Annotated in this window: 1 protein-coding gene (only partly in view); it reads right to left on the bottom strand. The window is 64.1% G+C overall.

Translation table 11 applies throughout. From position 1 onward, the window contains the following. Positions 1–22082: the 5' portion of a non-ribosomal peptide synthetase gene (locus AOT87_RS26095; protein WP_057967572.1), read on the bottom strand. 2314 nt of this gene lie to the left of the window's left edge; 22082 of the gene's 24396 nt are visible here — the first part of the coding sequence; the start codon lies at positions 22080–22082; the stop codon falls past the left edge of the window.

Below are 22082 nucleotides of genomic sequence, written 5' to 3'. Positions count from 1 at the left end.
GCGTCGACGGAGAGATGATGAATAGTCAAGACCAGCTGGTTCGTGGATGTCACCCATAGCGCGCTGACCATCTCCCCGGCAGACGGATCCAACCGCGATCGAGCTGCCGTCAACGCCTCGTCCGACAACGCCTCCACGGAACTCAGATGCGCTGATAATGAAGGCTTTTCGGAAACATGAAGAGCCCAATCCTGCTCATCGTCAACCTGCACGCGTAGTCGCAACATGGCGTGCCGGTCAAGCAGGGCACCCAAAACCATCGCCACATCGGACTCAGTGACTCCCCGTGGTGCTTGGATCACTACCGTCTGGTTGAACTGGTCGATCGGGCCGCCGGTCCTTTCGACCTCACGGAGCCACCGCATGATCGGAGTCGCGGGCACCGGCCCGATACCCTCGTCCGCCGGGACCACGTCGTGGCTGGACAATCCGACGACCTGGGCCAGCCGCGCCACAGTCTGTTCCACGAAGATGTCGCGCGGGCGGCATGTCACACCGCACGCGCGTGCCCGGGCAACAACCTGCATGGACAAAATGCTGTCTCCACCCAGGTCGAAGAACGAGTCATCGACTCCAACTCGATCGAGCCCGAGCACTTGGGCGTAGATGCCTGCCAGCGTGTCCTCGATCGCATCGGCCGGGGCACGGTACCGATCGATGTCCTGATACTCCGGCACCGGCAACGCGCGAGTGTCCAGCTTGCCGTTCACCGTCAAGGGCAACGCGTCCAGGACGACGATCGCGCTGGGGATCATGTATCCGGGAAGGTTGTCTGCCAATCTATTTCGGAGTGCAGCCGAGTCCACCGCACCCTTCTCCGATTCGGTGACATAGCCGACAAGCCGCCTGATACCTGGTTGGTCCTCACGGGCGACCGCCACCGCCTGAGATACCTCCGCCAGGGCGGACAAAGCGGCCTGCACCTCGCCGAGCTCGATGCGGTACCCGCGGATCTTCACCTGATCATCGGCGCGCCCGAAATACTGCAGCTGTCCATCGGAACGCCAGGTCACCAGATCGCCGGTGCGGTACATACGCGCACCGCGCTCGCCGAATGGGCAGGCCACAAAGCGTGATGACGTCAGCCCCGGCCGGCCCAGGTAGCCGCAGGCCACACCATCACCGGCCACATACAACTCGCCGACCACGCCGATCGGCACCGGACGTAACCACTCGTCGAGCACGAACAGCGCCGAGGTCGCAACGGGCGCACCAATCGGCGCGGCACCCGACCCGGCTTTCAACGGTGCACTCATCGACGCGTACACCGTGATTTCGGTGGGGCCATAGGCGTTGATCACCGTCCGCCCAGGTGCCCAGCGATCCACCACCTCACCCGGGCAGGCCTCACCGCCGAGAAGCAGCGCAATCGACTCCAGCCCATCCGCCGGCAATGACCCAGCCGCAGAGGGAGTCTGGGTGAGCACGTTGACCCGCTCGCTGACCAACAGTGCGTGGAATTCCTCGGGTGCACTAACGACGGACTCGGGCACGATCACCAGACGTGCGCCATCGAGCAACGCGGCCCAGATCTCCCACACCGAGAAATCAAATGCGTAGGAATGACACTGAGTCCACACCTGGTCGGGCGGCAGGCAGGCGGGCGTCGAGCGCGCCAGGTGGGTCAGATTGTGATGCGTGACGGCCACACCCTTGGGTACCCCGGTGGTTCCCGAGGTGTAGATGAGGTAGGCGATGTCCTCGGGAGCCGCGGCCCGCAGCGCATTACCAAGTTCGTCGTCCGCCAGGGTGTCATCGAGATCGGACATATCGCCGACATCGATGACCACCAACCCGCGACCGTCCAACCGCTCGGCCAGACCGCCGGTGGTCATCGCGACGACGGGCGCCGCGTCGGCCAACATGAACTCCATCCGGGCCGCAGGCGCCGCCGGGTCGATCGCGAGATATGCCGCACCGGACTTCAGTACTGCCAGCATGGAGACGATCGCTTCGGCGGATCGCTCCATCAGCAGTGCAACGCAACCTCCAGGCCCCGCACCCTGCGCGATTAGCATGTGTGCCAAGAGATTTGCAGCGCTGTCGAGTTGCCGATATGTCATCGAACGTACGCCGTCGGTGATCGCAACCGACTCGGGTGCGCGCGTCACCTGCTCGCCGAACAACTCGGGGACCGACACCGGGGCACTTCCCGTTCGGCACAACATCGCTCGGTTACCCATCACGTCAAGGCGAGTGTGTTCCTCACTATCAACCACATCGATCGATGACAGATGCTGATCCACATCGGCGGTCATCGCCACCAGCACCCGTTCGAACCGATTGATCAGTGTTTCGATGCTGGCCCGGTCAAACACATCGGTGCGGAACTCCACCGTCCCGCCGATCCCGGCAGGATCACCGGTGTGCGTGCGGCGTTCGGCCATGGAGAAGCTCAGATCCATGCGGGCGGTCTGGGTGTCCGCCGCCATCTGGGTCACCGTTAGATCACCGAGTGCCAGTCCTGGTCCGGTCTCGCCGCCACCTTGTCCGGGGACGTTCTGCCACCCCAGCGCCACCTGGACCAGCGGGTGGTGGGTCAATGACCGAGTGGGATTGAGCCGATCGACGAGCACTTCGAAAGGCACGTCCTGGTTTTCGTAGGCAGCCAGGCTCCGTCCTCGCACCTGGGCAAGCAGCTCTGCCACCGTCGGATCACCAGTCAAGTCCACCCGTAATACCAGGGTGTTGACGAAGAATCCGATCAGCTCATCGAGAGCGGGGTCGCTGCGCCCCGCAATCGGGAATCCGACGGCGACATCAGTGCTTCCACTGAGCTTGCCCAGCAGCACCCCGAGGGCGGCCTGCAGCACCATGAAGCTGGTCGCGTTGTGTTCCCTTGCCACCCTGGCGATCTGCTGCTGTAGCGTGACGGGCCAGTCCAGGGACACGGTGTCACCCCGCTGGTCCGCAGCCGGCGGGTAGGGCCTGTCGGTCGGCAGCTCGATGCGCTCGGGCATGCCCGACAGCGCCTCCTGCCAGTGCGCCACCTGCGTCGCTATGCGGCTGCCACCGTCATCAAGATCACCCAGTTCGGTGCGCTGCCACAGCGTGTAGTCGACGTACTGGACCGCCAAGGGTGCCCATCCGGGGGCCTGGCCCGCGGACCGGCTGGCGTAGGCCACTCCCAGATCGGCCACCAGCGGCGTGATCGACCAGGCGTCCGCTGCAATGTGGTGTACGACCGCGGCCAGCACATGTTCGTCACCGGTGATGCGGAAAAGCTTTGCTCGCAATGGTATTTCGGTGGCCAGGTCAAATGTGTGGCGCGCCGCCTCACCGATGGCCTCTTGCAGTTGACCCGCCGACCAACCGGTGGCATCGACGACGTGCCAACTGAACTGCGCATGGTCGGATGGCACGATCCGCTGCTGCGGCACTCCCGCTGCCGACTGAAACAGGGTACGCAGGCTCTCGTGGCGGGCCACCACATCGGCCAGCGCCGCGCTCAGCGCGGCGACATCCAGATTCCCGCAGATCCGAAGAGCCGTCGCCATGTTGTAAACCGGTGAGGGCCCTTGCAATTGGTCCAGGAACCACAGCCGAGACTGGGCAAACGACAGTGGAACCTCCGCGGGACGCTCGACCGCGACCAACGGGGAGACGGTGTGCGACTTTCCGGCGATGCGCGGTGCCAATTGGGCCACGGTGGGCGCCTCGAACACGGTGCGCACCGAGATGGCGGTATCTAAGTCGGCGTTGATCGCGGCGATCAGACGCATCGCGGACAGCGAGTCCCCACCCAGATCAAAGAAGGAGTCGTCGACTCCGACACGTTCGACGTCCAGCACCCGTGCGTAAATTCCGGTCAGGATCTCCTCGGTAGGAGTGCCGGGCGCACGGTAGCGATCGATGTCGTGATACTCCGGTGCGGGCAAGGCGCGGGTGTTGAGCTTGCCGTTGGTGGTCATCGGCAACGTCTCGAGTACGACTACCGCAGCCGGAACCATGTAGGCCGGTAGCTGCTCGGCCAACTGGGTGCGCAACTTGGCAGGGTTCGTTGTTCCGGTTACGTAGCCGACCAGACGCTTGTCTCCGGGGCGGTCCTCGCGTGCGATCACCGCTGCGCGCTCGACGCCGTCCAACCCCGCCAGTACCGTCTGGATTTCGCCGAGTTCGATGCGGTATCCGCGAATCTTGACCTGCTCATCGGCACGGCCCACGTACCGCAGTTGCCCGTCGCCGTCCCAACGCGCCAGATCACCGGTGCGATACATCCGCTGCGGCGCCGTTCCCGCGCCGACAAAAGGGCACGCCACAAAGCGTGAGGCCGTCAAACCGGTCCGGCCCACATAGCCGACGCCCACACCCCGACCAGCGATGTACAACTCGCCGACCACACCGGGTGGTACCGGACGTAACGCGCCGTCCAGCACGAACATCGCCGCGCCCTGGACCGGCACACCGATCGGGGGCGCCCCCGTGCCGACCGCCAAAGACGCTGTCCTGGAGGCACAAATTGTGGTCTCGGTCGGCCCGTAGGCGTTGACCATCAGCCGTCCAGGTGCCCAGCAGTCCACCACCTCACCCGGGCAGGGCTCACCGGCCACCAACAAAGACACCGATCCCAAGGACTCGGGCGCCAGCATCGCGACGGCCGAGGGGGTCTGGCTCAACGCGCTGACCTGTTCGTCCACCAATAAAGAGGTGAGGTCTTCTGGTGATCGCGTCACCGGCTCCGGCACGACCACCAGCCGGCCTCCGTGCAGCAGCGCTCCCCAGATCTCTTCGACCGATGCGTCGAAGGCATAGGAGTGCCACTGCGTCCAGACCCCGCCCGCCAGGAAGGTTTCTTGTGTCCCTAACAACTGGGTCACGTTGTGGTGCGTGATCGCAACGCCTTTCGGCACGCCGGTGGTGCCCGAGGTGTAGATGATGTAGGCGATATCGTCCGGGCTGGGTGCCTGTCGTATCGACTCCGCGGCAGGGGCGACGCAATCAGCGCTATCGCAGATGTCCATAACCATTAGGTCATAACCGGTCATCCGATCGGCCAGCCCCGCTGTTGTCAGTGCGGCGACCGGTGCAGCATCGACGAGCATGAACTCGATCCGCGCGTCGGGCAGCGCCGCGTCGATCGGCAGGTACGCGGCCCCGGTCTTGAGCACAGCCAGCATGGCAACGATCGCTTCCGCGGAGCGCTCCGCCAGCAGCGCTACACATCCGCCCGGTCGCACACCATGTGTGGTGAGGCGGTGCGCCAACCGATTTGCGGCATCATCGAGTTCCCCGTAGGTCATGCCGCGTCCGTCGAAACTGATCGCGACAGACTCCGGCGTGCGCATGGCCTGTTCGGTGAACAACGCCGGAATTGACATCGGGAGCGGTGCCGGGGCCGCCAAAACCGCCCGGTTGCCCCAGTCGTCGATACGGGCGTGTTCTGGCTCGTCCAGCAGATCAATGGCCGAAAGTCGCTGGGCGGGATCGGCTGTCATCGCCGCCACGACTCGCCGCCACCGTTCGACCAATGTTTCGATGCTGGACGTGTCGAACACGTCGGTGCGGAATTCGACCGCACCACCGATACCTGCGGGTTCACCGGCCTGGGTCCAGCGCTCTCCCAACGAGAACGTCAGGTCCATCCGGGCGGTCTGGGTGTCCACGGTCAGCGGGGAGACCTGTAGATCACCAAGACGCAGTCCGCCAGCAGGGCCGGTGTCTTGCCACGGCAGGTTCTGCCAGGCCAACGCGACCTGCACGAGCGGGTGGTGGGTCAGGTTCCGGACGGGATTGAGCCGCTCCACCAGAACCTCGAAGGGAACGTCCTGATGCTCATACGCTGCCAGGCTGCTCTGCCGCACCTGCGCCAACAACTCTGCCACGGTGGGGTCACCGGCCACATCGACGCGCAGCACCAGGTTGTTGACAAAGAATCCCACCAGCTCGTCCAGTGCCGGGTCGCGGCGCCCGGCGATCGGGAAGCCCACGGCCACATCGGAAGTTCCGCTGATCCGGGAAAGCAGCACGGCCAGCGCGGCCTGCATCACCATGAAGCTGGTCGCTCCGTGCTCACTCGCCGCCGCGCGCACTTGCTGCTGTAATTCGGCCGGCCACTGGACCAGCACGGTGGCGCCGCGCTGATCGGCTACCGGTGGATAGGGCCGATCGGTGGGCAGCGCCACTCGATCAGGGAGACCCGCCAGGGCGTCTTCCCAATAGGACAACTGCGCGGCGATGGCACTGTTGCTGTCGTCGAAATCGCCCAGCTGCGCACGCTGCCACAGCGTGTAATCCGCATACTGCACCGCCATCGGCTCCCAATCGGGAACTGTGCCGCCGCATCGGCTCGCGTACGCCACGCTCAGATCACGCACCAGCGGGGTGAGGGACCATCCGTCAGCAGCAATGTGATGTACCACGGCCACCAACACGTGCTCGTCCGCGGTAACGCGGAAAAGCGTAGCCCGCAAAGGAATTTCGACGGCGAGGTCAAAACTGTGACAAGCCGCGGATGCCACGGCCTCGTCCAGTCGGCTCTGCGACCACGTCGTGGCATCAACAACATCCCAGCCGAACTCTGCCTCGTCCGCGGGCATCACCACCTGCCGAGGAACTCCATCGGGCGCCTCGAAGCGTGTGCGGAGGCTTTCATGTCGGCCGATCAGGTCTGCCAGCGCCGCACCCAGTGCACTGGTATCCAGGCACCCATGTAGCCGCAGACCCACCGGCATGTTGTAAACCGGTGAGGGGCCTTGTAGTTGATCGACAAACCACAATCGATTTTGGGCGAACGAGAGTGGAATGACCGAAGGACGATCTTGCGTCACCAACGGCTCCAGCCGACCCGTGCCCGCCCCGATACGCGGGGCCAACTGGGCAACGGTGGGCGCTTCGAAGACCGCGCGCGCGGAAAGATCGGTATCCAGGTTGGCATTGATCGCCGCAACCAGACGCATGGTGGAGACCGAATCGCCGCCGAGGTCAAAGAAGGAGTCGTCAACTCCCACACGTTCCACATCGAGGACGCGGGCGAAGATTCCGGCGAGAATCTCTTCGACCGCCCCTGCTGGAGCCCGATATTGCTCGACATCCTGGTAATCCGGTGCCGGTAGTGCCCGCGTATCAAGCTTGCCGTTGACCGTCATCGGCAATGTCTGCAGAGACACCACCGCGGCGGGCACCATGTAACCCGGCAGCCGATCGGCCAACGCGTTGCGTGCGGTGACCGCATCGGCGCTCCCGGTGATGTAACCGACCAGGCGCTTGTCTCCGGGGCGGTCCTCGCGGGCGATTACCGCCGCCTGCTCCACGCCCGCCAGCGCGGCCAGTGCCGACTGGATTTCACCGAGTTCGATACGGTACCCGCGAATCTTGACCTGCTCATCGGCGCGGCCCAGGTAGTCCAGCTGCCCGTCGGCGCGCCAACGCACCAGGTCGCCGGTGCGGTACATGCGTGTTCCGGGCTCACCGAACGGGCAGGCCATGAACCTCGACGCGGTGAGGCTCGAGCGTCGCCAATACCCTATGCCGACCCCCGCACCGGCCAGGTACAACTCACCGACCACACCCGCAGGCACCGGTCGCAGCCATTCGTCCAACACGAAGAACGCCGCCCACGCCGTCGGCGAACCGATCGGCGGTGCCGCCTCTCCTGCGGAGAGGGGTGCGCTGGCGCACAACCACATCGTGGTCTCCGTGGGGCCATAGACGTTGACCATGACCCGGCCCGGCGCCCAGCGATCCACCAATGCAGGTGGGCAAGGCTCTGCGCCGATCACCAATGACGCCGCCTCCAGACCATCCACGGGCAGCATCGACACCGCCGACGGAGTTTGCGTCAGCACCGTCACCTGTTCGCGCACCAGCAGCTCATGGAACTCCTGCGGCGAGCGGGCGACCGTTTCGGGCACCACCACCAGCCGTCCCCCGTGTAGCAGGGCTCCCCAGATCTCCCACACCGAGAAGTCGAACGCGTAAGAGTGGAACTGCGTCCACACCTGTTCCGGCCCGAGCGGCACCCCGATCCGCAGCGAGTGGAATAGCTGAGTCACGTTCCGCTGGTTAACCGCAACGCCTTTGGGCAGTCCGGTAGTGCCCGAGGTGTAAATGATGTGAGCCATGTCATCCGGGGCCGGACCCGGCAGAGGGGTACTTGGCTGGGCGGCGACCGCCGGGTCATCGACATCGAAGACTGCCAGGTCGTGCCCACTGAAGCGATCGAGGAACGCCGTCGTGGTGACGGCGACGATGGGCCCAGCGTCAGACAGCATGAACTCCACACGAGCCTGTGGCAGTGCCGGATCGATCGGCAGATAGGCCGCGCCGGTCTTGAGTACTGCCAAGATCGCCACGACCGCCTCGGCGGAACGCGAGAACATCAATGCCACCCGCTGGCCAGGGCCGACCCCTCCACCAATAAGCAGATGCGCCAACCGGTTCGCCGACTCCTCCAGCTCCCTATACGTCAAGGTCCGGTCGCCGCATACCAGCGCCACCGCCTCCGGAACACGCCCCGCCTGAGCGGCAAACAGCTCCGGCACTGTCCCCGACTCGGGGAGATCGGTCAGCACGGTCCGGTTGCCCCATCGCTGCAGACGGGTGTGCTCGGTTCTGTCCAACATCTGCAACGAGGACAACGACCGACCTGGCTCTGCCGTCATCGCTACCAGCACCGCCTCCATCCGGCGGGCGAGGGCTTCGATCTCAGCCGGTTCGAAGACTGCGGTGTCGTATTCGATACGCAGACGCAGTTCCTCACCGGGTATCGCTTGCATCGTCAGCGGATAATCGGTCGATTCGTGGGTGGTGATCTCGGCGATGCTGATCCCGTCAGCACCTGACAGTGCGCCGCCGTCGACCGGGTAATTCTCAAACACGAACAGGGTGTCAAAGAGTCGATCATGGTCAACGACTCGGTGGATCTCACTGAGTGAGAGATGTTGATGCTCAAGCGTCTTGGCGTGGGAACGTGTCAACTGATCGAGCAGATCAGCCGTGGTGGTCCGCGCGGCGATGTCCGCACGCACCGGTACCGTGTTGATCAGCAGGCCCACCATCGACTCTGCGCCCGCTACATCGATCGGCCGTCCGGACACCACGGTGCCGAAGGTAACGTCGTGCTGGCCGGTCAACGCGGTGAGCAATAGCGCCCAGGCGCCCTGCAGCACAGTGCTGACGGTGGTGTGCTGCGATCGCGCCAACTCTCCAACCGCCCGGGTCGTATACGCGGGCACTCGATACATACGCATCCCCCGGTGCCCCGGAACGGACTTCTGCGACGGGGCGACAAGAGTTGGTGTGTGGAAACCCGACAGCACCTCACCCCACGCGGCGTGCGCAGCGGCCTGATCCCGATCGGCCAGCCAGCTGATGAAGCTCCGGTACGGCGTGGCGGTGGGCAACCGGTGCCCGCGATAACTGGCGAAGATCTCCTGCAACAAGATCGGCAACGACCAGCCATCCAGGACGATGTGGTGATTAGTGAGTACAAATCGGTGCCGATCCTGTGCGGTGCGGATCAAGGCCACCCGGAAGGCCGGCGGATCGGCCAAATCACACACGGCGGCGCGTTCAGCGGAACACACCCGCTGGACTTGCCCTTCGGTTTCGGCACCGAGGAATTCGATCTCGGTGTCGATACCAAGATCGACATATTGCCAGCCCGCGGTGGGATCCACGGGGATGATCTGCACCGGCTGATCGAACTGCCCGCAGAATCTGGCTGCCAGGTGTGGGTGGCGGGCCACCACTGTTTGCACCGCATCATGTAGACGATGCCGGTCGAGTGGGCCGTTGATCGCGATGTCCAACTGCACCACGTACAGATCCTCGGGCCCACCACCCGTACCGCTGTGAAAGATCAGGCCCTGCTGTAATGCACTCAATGGCAGCACATCTGCTATGCGGTACTGCTGCTCTAGCACATCAAGCTGCCGCTGGCTCAGTAGAGCCGGCGCGATATCCGACGGGGTCAGTCCACCCCCACCGCGTCGCACGTGCGCGCAGATGCCGACCAGAGCGTCGAACCACAGTTGGCTCAAACGGGTGGCCTGAGCATGGTCGAGCACTGACGATGCCCACGTCCAGTTGGCTTGCAGCCGTGGCCCGGTACCGGTGTCAAGGACGCCGGCATCGAGTGCCACGGTATGGGTCAACGGCATCGGAATTGCCGCGGCGGCGCCGGTCGACGACATGCTCTGGGCGGCGATCCGCCACATACCATCGGATGATTCGGTGCCCGTACCGCCGAGCCGGCCCAAATAGTTGAACGCGATCGCCGGGTCGGCGGTCTCCAGGTCGATGTCTGGGTTCAGGTAACGCAGCAGGCCGTAGCTCAGTGCATCCGGCAGTGACCGAATCTGCTCCTTGGCGTCCTTGATCACCGCACCCAACGACACATCACCGGACACCACCTGCGACCAGGACAGATCACCCAACGCCAACGCCACTGGATACTTGGCTGTGAACCACCCCACCGTGCGCGACAGATCAACGCCGGCGGCAAGATCCTCATGGCGTCCATGTCCCTCGACGTCGATGCCGACCGGCGCGGCCCCGGTACCCGAGAATTCCGCCACCGCCAGACCAAGTGCGATCAGCAGGATGTCTTGTGGCCCCGCATGAAACGCGGAAGGAACCTCGCCAAGAAGCGCTCTGGTGCTTGTGCTATCCAGCGACACCGACAGTTGTCCGGCATTCTCGTAGGTGTCGATCCGGGGGCGTGCCACCGGTAACACCGCAGGCGTCTGTGCCACCCGTCGCCATGCCTGCGCTTGCTGCTCGACCTCGGGACTGCGCGCATGCACATTCAACAGCTCGGCCCACCGCCGGAACGACGTCCCCGTGCGGGGCAGCGCCACGGGCCGCCCACCGCGGTGCTGCGCCCACGCAATATTGATATCTTCCAAAAGAATTCGCCACGACACCCCATCGACGGCGACGTGATGCACGATCAGAACCAACTGTGCCTTCGAGGCCACCCACAGCGCGTTCACCATGAGCCCTGCCGCCGGGTTCAGCCGCGACCGCGCCGCAACCAACGCCTCATCGGACAACGCATCCGCCACATGCAGGCACTCTCGCGCCAGAACCGCGCCCGGCTCGGCCACCGTCAAAGACCATCCGCCCATGCCGTCTTCTTCGACGCGGATACGCAGTGCCGCATGACGATCCAGCAAGGCCTGCAGCACCGTCACGACGTCGGTCTCGGTGATATCGGCGGGAGCCTGCAGCAGTACCGCCTGATTGAACTCGCCGATTGGGCCGTCAATATCATTCAGCCACCGCAAGATTGGGGTGGCTGGAACCGGCCCAACTCCTTCATCGATCGGTCCGCAGGTGTCTGTGGCCACGTCGACAACACGCGCCAACCGGGCAACACTCTGCTCAACGAAGACATCCCGCGGCCGGCACACCAAGCCTGCCATCCGGGCCCGTGAGACCACCTGCATAGACAGAATGCTGTCGCCGCCCAGATCGAAGAACGAATCGTCGACGCCGACCCGCTCCAGGCCCAGCACCTGAGCGTAGATATCCGCGAGAACCTCTTCGACGGCGTCCTCCGGGGCGCGATACCGTTCGTGGTCAAGGTAATCGGGAGCCGGAAGAGCACGCGAGTCGAGCTTTCCGTTGACCGTCAACGGCATGGTGTCCAAGACCACGATCGCCGCGGGCACCATGTAGACCGGCAGACGGGCGGCCATCGCGTGACGCAGCTCGCCAGGATCGGCAGTGCCGGTGATGTAACCCACCAAACGCTTGTCCCCCGGCCGATCCTCGCGTGCGATCACCACGGCCTGCCCGACATCGCCGAGGGCCGCCAAAACGGCCTGTACCTCGCCAAGTTCGATGCGATGACCACGGATCTTGACCTGCTCATCGGCCCGCCCGCGATAGTGCAACTGCCCGTCCGATCCCCAGCACACCAAGTCCCCGGTGCGATACATCCGCTGCGCCCGCGTCCCCGCGCCGACAAAAGGACAGGCCACAAAGCGGGATGCACTCAAGCCGGTCCGGCTCACATAGCCGTAGCCCAATCCCGCACCGGCCACATACAGTTCACCGATCACACCGGCCGGGACCGGACGCAGCCATTCGTCGAGCACAAAGAGCGCGGCTCCGGGCACGGGCGAACCGATCGGCACACCCTGCCCAGCTTGTAACGGTGCGCTGATCGCCACACACATCGTGGTCTCGGTGGGACCGTAGGCATTGATCATCACCCTCCCGGGTGCCCACTGATCGACCACTTCTGGCGGGCAGGATTCACCAACGACCACCAGCGCCGCTGATTCCAGACCTTCGCGTGGTAACACTCGTACCGCCGAAGGTGTTTGAGTGATCACGCCGACGTTCTGACGAACCAGCAATTCATGGAAGTCCTCCGGTGAGTTCGTCACCTCCTCCGGGACCACCACAACCTGTCCGCCCCGCAGCAGCGCACCGAAGATCTCCCACACCGAAACGTCGAACGCCAGAGAATGCGCCTGAGACCACACTCCGGAGTGCCGCAGCCCGACGTCGAGCGTCTCGAGCAGCTGCGTCACGTTGTGATGGTTGAGCGCGACCCCCTTGGGCACGCCCGTGGTGCCCGAGGTGTAGATCAGATACGCGATGTCGTCCGCGGCCGGCATGGGCAGCGCCCCGCAGAGCTCGGCCGCAACGGAATCGGCATCGAGACTGTCGATATCGATGATCGTCAGTCCATTCCGATCCAGCCGATCAGCCAGATCGGCGGTGGTCACCGCCACCGCCGGCCCGGCGTCGGCCAACACGAACTCCAACCGCGCATCGGGCACGGACGGATCGACCGGCAGATACGCGGCTCCGGTCTTGAGAACGGCCAAGATCGCCACAATGGCCTCCGCCGACCGATTCAACAGCAGCGCGACGCACTGCCCCGAGCCCACGCCCTGTTTGATCAGCAAGTGGGCCAATCGATTCGCGGAATCATCGAGTTCGCGGTAGGTCAAGGAACTCACGCCGTGAGTCACCGCGACCGCTTCGGGAGTGCGCGTCACGTGCTCGTGGAAAAGCTCGGGAATCGACACCGGTCGCGGCGCGTTCCTCAGCAGCGACGCGTGGTTGCCCAATGCGGCAAGACGATCGTGCTCAGCCTCATCAAGTACGTTCACCGACGACAACCGCATCATCGGGTCTGCCGTCATAGCCGTCAGCACGCGCTGAAGCCGCGCTACCAGCACCGTGATCGATTCGGCGTCAAACACATCGGTGCGGAACTCGACCGTCCCACCGATTCCCGCTGGTTCGCCGGACTTCGTTCGGCGTTCGGCGAGTGAGAAGTTCACATCCATTCGGGCTGTGTGTGTTTCCACCGGTATCGAGGTGACACGCAGATCGCCCAGCACCGCGCCGTCCGCTGAATCATTGATGTCTTGCCCGGCGACGTTCTGCCAGGCCAACGCCACCTGAATCAGCGGGTGATGAGACAGGGAACGGGTCGGGTTCAGTCGCTCGACGAGTACCTCGAACGGTACGTCCTGGTGTTCGTAGGCGGCTAGGCTGCGCGCGCGCACCTGCGCCAGAACCTCGGAAACGGTGGGGTCGCCGGTCAGGTCAACCCGCAGCACCAACGTGTTGACGAAGAACCCGACCAGTTCATCGAGCGCTGGATCACGGCGTCCGGCGATCGGGAAGCCCACCGCCACATCGGAACTGGAGCTGAGGTTGGACAATAGCGCCAGCAGCGCCGCCTGCACGACCATGAAGCTGGTCGCGTTGTGTTCACGGGCCACTCGCGCAACCTGCTGCTGCAACTCCACGGGCCAGTCGACTGCGATGGTCGCCCCGTGGTGCTCGGCCACCAGTGGGTACGGCCGGTCTGTGGGCAGGGCGATGCGTTCGGGCATCCCGGTCAACGCCCCTTGCCAGTAGGCGAGCTGCCTCGCGATGCGGCTGTCGCCGTCCTCAAGATCCCCGAATTGCTTACGCTGCCACAGAGTGTAATCGGCATACTGCACCGACAGATCAGTCCAATCTGGAGCCCGTCCCAGGCACCGCGCGGTATAGGCCGCCCCCAGGTCGGCGACTAGCGGGGTGATCGACCAGCCATCGGCAGCGATGTGGTGCACCACCGCAGCGAGCACATGCCTTTCCTCGGCAATGCGGAAAAGCGTAGCCCGCAAGGGAATCTCAGTGGAGAGATCAAAGGCATGGCGCGACGCCGCGTCCATGGCCTGCTGAAGCTGAGCGACGGTCCAGTCTGTCGCGTCGACGATCTGCCAGCCGAAATCGGCACTGCCCGAATCCCTCACCACTTGGCGAGGGATGCCACCGGGCGCGGCGATCACGGTGCGCAAGCTCTCGTGACGCCCCACCACATCCGCCAGCGCCGCACCCAACGCAACGACATCGAGTGCTCCGTCCAGCCGGAACGCAGCCTTCATGTTGTAGACCGGGGACGGTCCCTGCAACTGATCCAGGAACCACAGTCGCGATTGGGCGAAGGACAACGGAACCGTAGCGGGCCGCTCAACTGCCACCAACGGCTCCAGCCGCGCCTCTTCCCCACCAATGCGACCGGACAACTGCGCAGCCGTCGGCGCATCGAATAAGTCGCGCACGGCGATACCGGCGTTCAGCGACTTGTTGATCGCGCTAATCAGACGCATCGCGGACAGCGAATCGCCGCCGAGGTCAAAGAATGAGTCGTCAACGCCAACGCGCTCGAGTCCCAGGGCACGAGCGAAGGCGTCGGTCAGGATCTCCTCGACCGGGCTCGCGGGTGCCCGATAGTGATCGCTATCGAGGTATTCCGGTACCGGCAGCGCACGGCGATCAAGCTTGCCGTTGACTGTCAGCGGCACCGCATCTATCGCCACTACAGCGGTCGGCACCATGTAGCTCGGCAGCCGCTCGGCCAGCAATGCCCGTATCTGGCGTGGGTCGGCGGTACCGGTGATGTACCCGACCAGACGCTTCTGTCCGGGTTCATCCTCCCGAGCGATGACCGCGGCCTGAGACACTCCGTCGAGTACCGCCAGTGCCGCCTGGACTTCACCGAGTTCGATGCGATATCCGCGAATCTTGACCTGCTCGTCAGCGCGCCCCAGGTAGTGCAGCTGCCCATCCGCACTCCACCGCACCAGATCTCCGGTCCGATACATGCGCGCACCGGGCTCCCCGAACGGGCAGGCAACAAATCGAGAAGACGTCAAACCTGAACGGCGCCAGTAGCCCAGGCCCACACCGCGGCCCGCGACATACAACTCACCGACCGCCCCCGGCGCCACCGGATGCAACCACCCATCCAGCACGAACAGCGCCGCACCCGATGCCGGGGCGCCGATCGGCACCGCAGGCCCCGTGGTGAGCGGTTCGCTCAGCGACGCGTACACCGTGGCCTCGGTCGGGCCGTAGGCGTTGATCATCACGCGCCCAGGAGCCCAGCGTTCCACCAGCTCCGGCGGACAAGCCTCTCCCGCCACCACCAGCGCTGTCGAGTCCAGGTCCTGTGGAGAGATCATGCCCGCCGCCGACGGGGTCTGGCTCAGCACCGTGACCTGTTCGGCGACAAGCAAGTCGTGCAGGTCTTCGGGCGATGCGGCGACCGGTTCGGGCACCACCAGCAGCCGCGATCCATGCAGCAGTGCACCGAAGATCTCCCACACCGAGACATCGAAGCTGTAGGAATGCCACTGAGCCCATACCTGTCCCGGCTCTGACCGGACGTTGACACCCAGCGATCCGAACAGTCCGGGTACGTTGCGATGCGGTATGGCAACACCTTTGGGGACACCGGTGGTTCCCGAGGTGTAGATGAGGTAGGCGATGTCTTCGGCGGCAGGGCCCGCCAGCTCGGCGCTGGGCCCGTCATCGGTGTCCACCACATCACCGATCTCGACTACGGTAAGTCCAAGCCTGTCCAGCCGGTGCCGCTGCCTCGCGGCGGTAACCCCCAGGATCGGTGTGGCATCGGCCACCATGAACTCAATGCGGGACACCGGTAATGCCGGATCGATCGGAACATACGCCGCGCCAGTTTTCAACACTGCCAAAATCGCCACGATGGCCTCCGCAGAGCGGGAGAACATCAGCGCCACAATCTCGCCCGGGCGCGCCCCCTGGGCCGCCAGGGCGTGCGCAAGCCGGTTGGCGGCCTCGTCGAGTTCTCGATACGTCATCGACCGGCCGTCGAAGGTCACCGCTACCGCATCGGGGGTGCGGGTGACCTGCTCCGTGAACAACGTCGGAATGGGCTTTGGGTCTCCATGTTTCACCAGGGCTGCCCGGTTGCTCCAGCAGTCGAGGCGTGCGTGCGCGGCCTCGTCCAGAAGACTGATCGATGACAACGCCCGTCCTGGCTCGGCAATCATCACCGCTAGTACCAATTTCAGCCGCTCGACCAACGCTTCCACGGCGGCGAGGTCGAAACTGCCGGTGTCGTATTCAACACGAAGGCCAAGCTCGCGGCCCGGCAGTGCCTGCACGGCAAGCGGGTAATGGTTGGATTCGCGGAAGTCGAATTCAGTAATAGACAAACCGTCGACGCTCAGCGACCCGGTGGCGTCGATCGGATAGTTCTCGAACACCAACAGGGTGTCGAACAGCACGTCCTGGCCGGTGATGCGATGGATATCGCTCAGTGCCAGGTGCTGATGCTCAAGGGTGTCGTTATGAGAATTCTGCAGTTGGTGCAAGAGGTCTGACGTGGTAGCAGTCGGCGTAAGGGTCGCGCGCACGGGCACCGTGTTGATCAGCAGGCCCACCATCGATTCCGCACCCGCGACCTCGGCCGGTCGTCCGGAGACCGTGGTACCGAACGCCACATCGTGCTGGCCGGTCATTGAACTCAGGAGCAACGCCCACGCGCCCTGGAGCACGGTGTTGGCGGTGGTGTGATGCGAGCGCGCCAGATCACCGAGCGCTCGCGTGGTGTCTTCCGGCAGCCGGAAGGATTCAACACCTCTGCTTCTCAATGTGTCTCGGCTGCTCGGGCAGACCAGTGTGGGGGTGTCAAGACCGGCCAGCACCACACCCCACGCCGTCTGGGCACTCACGCGATTGCGCTCGGTCAACCAGGTGACAAAGCTGCGGTACGGCGTGGACGCGGGCAGCCGTTGCCCAGCGAGGCTGGCGAAGATCTCCCGCATGAGGATCGGCATCGACCAGCCGTCGAGCACGATGTGGTGGGCGGTCAGGACAAAACGGTGCCGGTTATCGGCGATGCGGATGAGCGCGGCCCGGACAGCCGACTGGTTCGTGAGGTCACAGACTGCGGTGCGTTCGGCGGCACAGATCTGCCGAATCTGCCCGTCGACATCAAAGTCGGCGCCGTGTTCGTTGACGAGTTCGAGGTATCGCCAAGGCACTTCGGGGTCGAGGGGAATCACCTGCACTGGGTGCTCGAACTGTTGGCAGAAACTGGCCGCCAGATGCGGGTGTCGTCCGATCACGGTGCGAACGGCGTCGCGGAGACGCTCCGCATCGAGTGCCCCGTTCATGACGATGCTCAGCTGCATCGCGTAGACATCGTCGGACCCCTGTGCCGCGCAGGCATGAAAGAGCAGCCCCTGTTGTAAAGCGGTGAGCGGCAATACGTCGGCGATGCGGTGCTGGTGGCTCAGCTCGTCGATCTGCCGCTGACTCAGCGCGGCAGGAGCGATATCCGAGGGGGTTAGTCCGCCTCCGCCCCGGCGCACATGCGTACAGATGCCGGCCAGCGCGTCGAACCACAGTTGGCTGAGCCTGCCGACTTGTGTGTGATCAAGCACCGAGAGTGCCCACGTCCAGTCGGCGTGCAGGCGCGGGCCGGTATCCGTGTCGACGGTAGCGGCATTGAGCTCAACACTATGCCCGAGTGAAGTTGGCACCATCCCGGCAATGCGTGTCACCGACCGGCCCTCGGAACAGATTCGCCACGCGTCACCCGCGGCTCCGCCGAGGCGGCCCAGATAGTTGAATGCTACGACGGGGTCGGGCATTTCGAGGTCGACATCGGTGTTGAGGTAGCGCAGCAGACCGTAGATCACGCCGGACGGATGGCTATGTAGCTGCTCCTTCGCGTCTTTGATCACCGCCCCCAGCGCGGCGTCACCGTCCACCACCTGGGCCCAGCGCAACCCGCCCAATGCCAGCGAGGCCGGATACTTCGCGGTGAACCACCCGACCGTGCGCGAAAGATCGACACTGCGACCGGCGGCTCCCCCCAAATCAGCCAATTCCTCGTGGCGTCCGTGCGCCTCCACGTCGATACCGACGGGCAGACTGCCGCTTCCTGCAAACTCAGCGACCGCCAATCCGAATGCAATCAAAAGGATCTCGTGCACTCCGGTGTGGAAGGCCGCCGGCACCTGGGCGAGCAGTGCGCGCGTAGTCTCGGCGTCCAACGATACCGAGAGCTGTCCAGCATTCTGGTAGGTATCCGTCTCGGCACACGGTGCCGCCAATGTCGCCGGCACCGACATCATCTGTCGCCACGCCTGTGCTTGTTCCACGGCACTCGGGTTCTGGGCAGCATGGACCAGCAGCTCGGCCCACCGTGCGAATGATGTGCCCGTCGATGGCAGCACGACCGGCGATCCGCCGCGGTGTTGGCGCCACGCGATATTCATATCTTCCAACATGATTCGCCACGAGACTCCGTCGACGGCCAGATGGTGGACGATCAACACCAGCTGGCTCGCGGAGGTCACCCAGAGCGCACTGAGCATCACTCCGGTGGCCGGATTCAATCGCGACCGCGCTGTCGTCAGCGCCCCATCGGACAGCACATCCACCGAGCGCAAGCACGCGCGCGCATCGACCGCGCCTTCCTCCGGCACGGCTAACGACCATCCGCCTGCGCCGTCATCGTCCACACGCAGCCGCAACATGGCATGACGATCGAGCAGGGCCTGCAACATAACCACGGCGTCGTTCTCTGTGACACCCGCGGGCGCCTGGATCAGCGCCGTCTGGTTGAACTCACTGACCGGCCCGCCAGTATTCTCAAGGCTCTTCAACCAGAGCATGATTGGTGTTGCCGGCACCGGCCCAAGGCCCTCATCGCTCGGTTCTTGGATACCGCTGGTCTCGGCGGCTACCTGGGCCAGTCGCGCCACAGTCTGCTGGACAAAGACGTCGCGCGGACGGCACTCGAGCCCCGCGACGCGCGCTCGCGAGGACACCTGCATTGCCAGGATGCTGTCCCCGCCGAGCTCGAAGAATGAGTCGTCGACGCCAACGTGGTCCAGGCCAAGGACCTGGGCGTAGATGTCGGCCAGGACCTCCTCGGTGGTGGTGCTGGGTGCCCTGTACCGATCGACGAATCGATACTCCGGCGCAGGAAGCGCATTCTTGTCGAGTTTTCCGTTGACCGTCAACGGGAATTTTTCCAAGACCACGATCGCCACCGGCACCATGTAGGACGGCAACCGCTCCGCCATCGCGGTGCGCAAGGCACCAGTGTCGGCAGCCCCGATAATGTAGCCGACCAGGCGCTTGTCTCCCGAACGATCCTCCCGGACGATCACGACCGCCTGCTCGACATCGTCGAATGCCATCAACGTCGACTGGATTTCACCGAGTTCGATGCGATAACCCCGGACCTTGACCTGCTCGTCCGCACGTCCCAGATACTGCAACTGCCCATCGAGACCCCAGCACACCAGATCACCGGTGCGATACATCCGCGCGCCGCGGCCACCGAACGGGCACGCCACAAATCGAGTTGCTGTCAAAGGATTTCGACCGACATAGCCATAGCCCACGCCCGCACCGGCGACATACAACTCTCCCACCGCACCGGACGGCACCGGGCGTAGCCACTCATCGAGCACAAAGAAGGCCAAGTCGGCCAACGGGACACCGATCGGGCTGGCGGCAGTGCCCACATCGGCAGCGGTGATCTCCCGATACGAGGCATGCACAGTCGTCTCGGTGATCCCGTACATGTTGACTAATCGCGGCAGCCCCGGATGGTCGGCCATCCAGGTCCCGAGACGCTCTGGCATCAAGGCTTCCCCGCCGAACACCACCACCCCGAGCCCGAGCTGCTGATGTTCGGGCAGCAGCGTATCGACGGATTGCAGGGCGTAGAAGGCTGACGGCGTCTGACTCAACACACCGACGCGCTCGCGAACCAGCAGGGCGTGAAGGTCTTCCGGCGAGCGTGTGACTGCCTCGGGAACCACCACCAGCTGCCCGCCATGGAGCAGCGCACCGAAAATCTCCCACACCGAGAAGTCGAAGGCCAGCGAATGGCTCTGCGCCCATACCTGTCCAGGCGGCAGTTCAAAGTCGGCATCGATCGCTTCTAACAACCGTATGACGTTGTCATGCGGGATGGCTACGCCTTTCGGCACACCGGTAGTGCCCGAGGTGTAGATCAGATACGCGATGTCATCGGGCTCCGGTGTCACCTCTAATGCTGCACTCGGCTGGCCATACACCGTGCGGTCGTCAACATCGATCACAGTCACCGCGCGCCCATCCAGGCGATTCACCAGGTCCGCGGAAGTCACAACGACAGCTGTCCCAGCATCGGATAGCACGAACTCCAGCCGCGTATCGGGCACCACCGGATCAATCGGCACGTAAGCCGCACCAGTTTTCAGCACACCCATGATCGCCACGACCGCCTCGACAGATCTCGAGAACAGCAACGCCACCCGCTGCCCGGGACCCACTCCGTGCGTAACCAACAAGTGTGCCAACCGATTCGAGGCAGCATCCAGCCCGCGATAGGTCATTGCACTGTCGCCGAATTTCACCGCTACCGCGCCCGGATCGCGTGCCACCTGAGCGGCAAAGACCTCCGGTATCGAAACCGGTTGACGCATCGGCGAGATCAGCGCCCCGCGATTACTCCATACATCCAGCTGGGGGCATTCGGCCTCGTCGCGGACATCAATCGCCGAAAGCGGACGGCCCGGATCTGCGGTCATTGCCAACAGCACTCGCTCGAAGCGGTCAGCGAGGGCTCGCGCATCACAGTCGGAGAACAACGTCCCGACACCCGATGTACTGAGGAAAAGCTCCTCATCGTTCTTGATGAAGACGAGTCCGAACTGATCTACGAGCCCCGTGTGGGTTACGGTCCCCGACCCCGCCGCACCGGCGAAGTCCGCCAACCGTGTTGTCGGAATGAAGTTGATGGCCGCGCGATTCTCCACCTGCCCGCCGCGCTGGAAACCTGTCTTGTTCTCAATAGCCCGCAACGGGAAGCGCTGATGGCGCAACGCTTCTTGGATACGCCCATCGACGTGTCGGCAAAAGTCGGCCACCGTGGTAGTCGGCGATGTCGTCAAACGCAAGGGCACAACACCAGAACTCATTCCGGGCACCAGCAACGACTCCGGGCGTACCCGTCGACTCACCGGGAAGTCGAGGACGATCTCCGAACCCCCGACCTCGCCATGCACCAACAGTGCGCACGCCGCGGTGATCACGGCGGCACGGCGCACCCCCAACACATGGGACAACTCACGGGTCTTGGCGACAACCGGCGGGTCCAACTGAATCGGTGCCGACGGCTCATACTCTCTGGTTGGAGTCACGACAACATGTGTCGGACCTCGCTGCGGTTCACTCTCCAACGGTCCGCAATTGGCCCAATAGGCCTCGTCGGCGACGTAGTCGTCAGACGCCTCATACTCGGACTCACAGTCGATGAGACTTTTCAACGATCCAAAGATGGGCGCAGGTATCGGTGCATCCGTAGCGATCGCAGAGTAGACCGCGGCGATGCGGTGACACAGAAGTCCCATGCCGATTCCGTCTGTCGCGATGTGGTGGCAGCACACGAAGAAATAGAAGTCGTCAGCCCGTGCCTGCATCAGTGCAAACTTGAACAGCGGGCCGTTGAGGGGCATCGGCTTACGCCGGATCGACACAGCTATCCGATAGGCATCACCCATGGGATCCGAAGAGCCGGTTAGGTCATGGTGAGCGAGCTCGACCTCCGGATAGTCGACTACCGTCTGGAAAACCTGGCCATCTCGTTCAGAAAATACGGCGCGGAGTGGTTCTGCCTCACAGACCACATGGCGCACGGCCCGCTCCAGCAGGCCATGGTCGATGACGCCTTCGATGCGGCCGAGCATGCCCAGCTGCCATTTGACACCAGCGTGACCAGTTTCCTCGGCAAGCCAAATGTCCAACTGCCCCCGCGTAAGCGGGAGCACCCCATGATCACATTCCAT

This window comes from Mycobacteroides sp. H003 (assembly GCF_001440135.1).
In the GTDB taxonomy this organism is placed as follows: domain Bacteria; phylum Actinomycetota; class Actinomycetes; order Mycobacteriales; family Mycobacteriaceae; genus Mycobacterium; species Mycobacterium gwanakae.
This window is presented reverse-complemented; position numbering and strand designations above follow the sequence as displayed.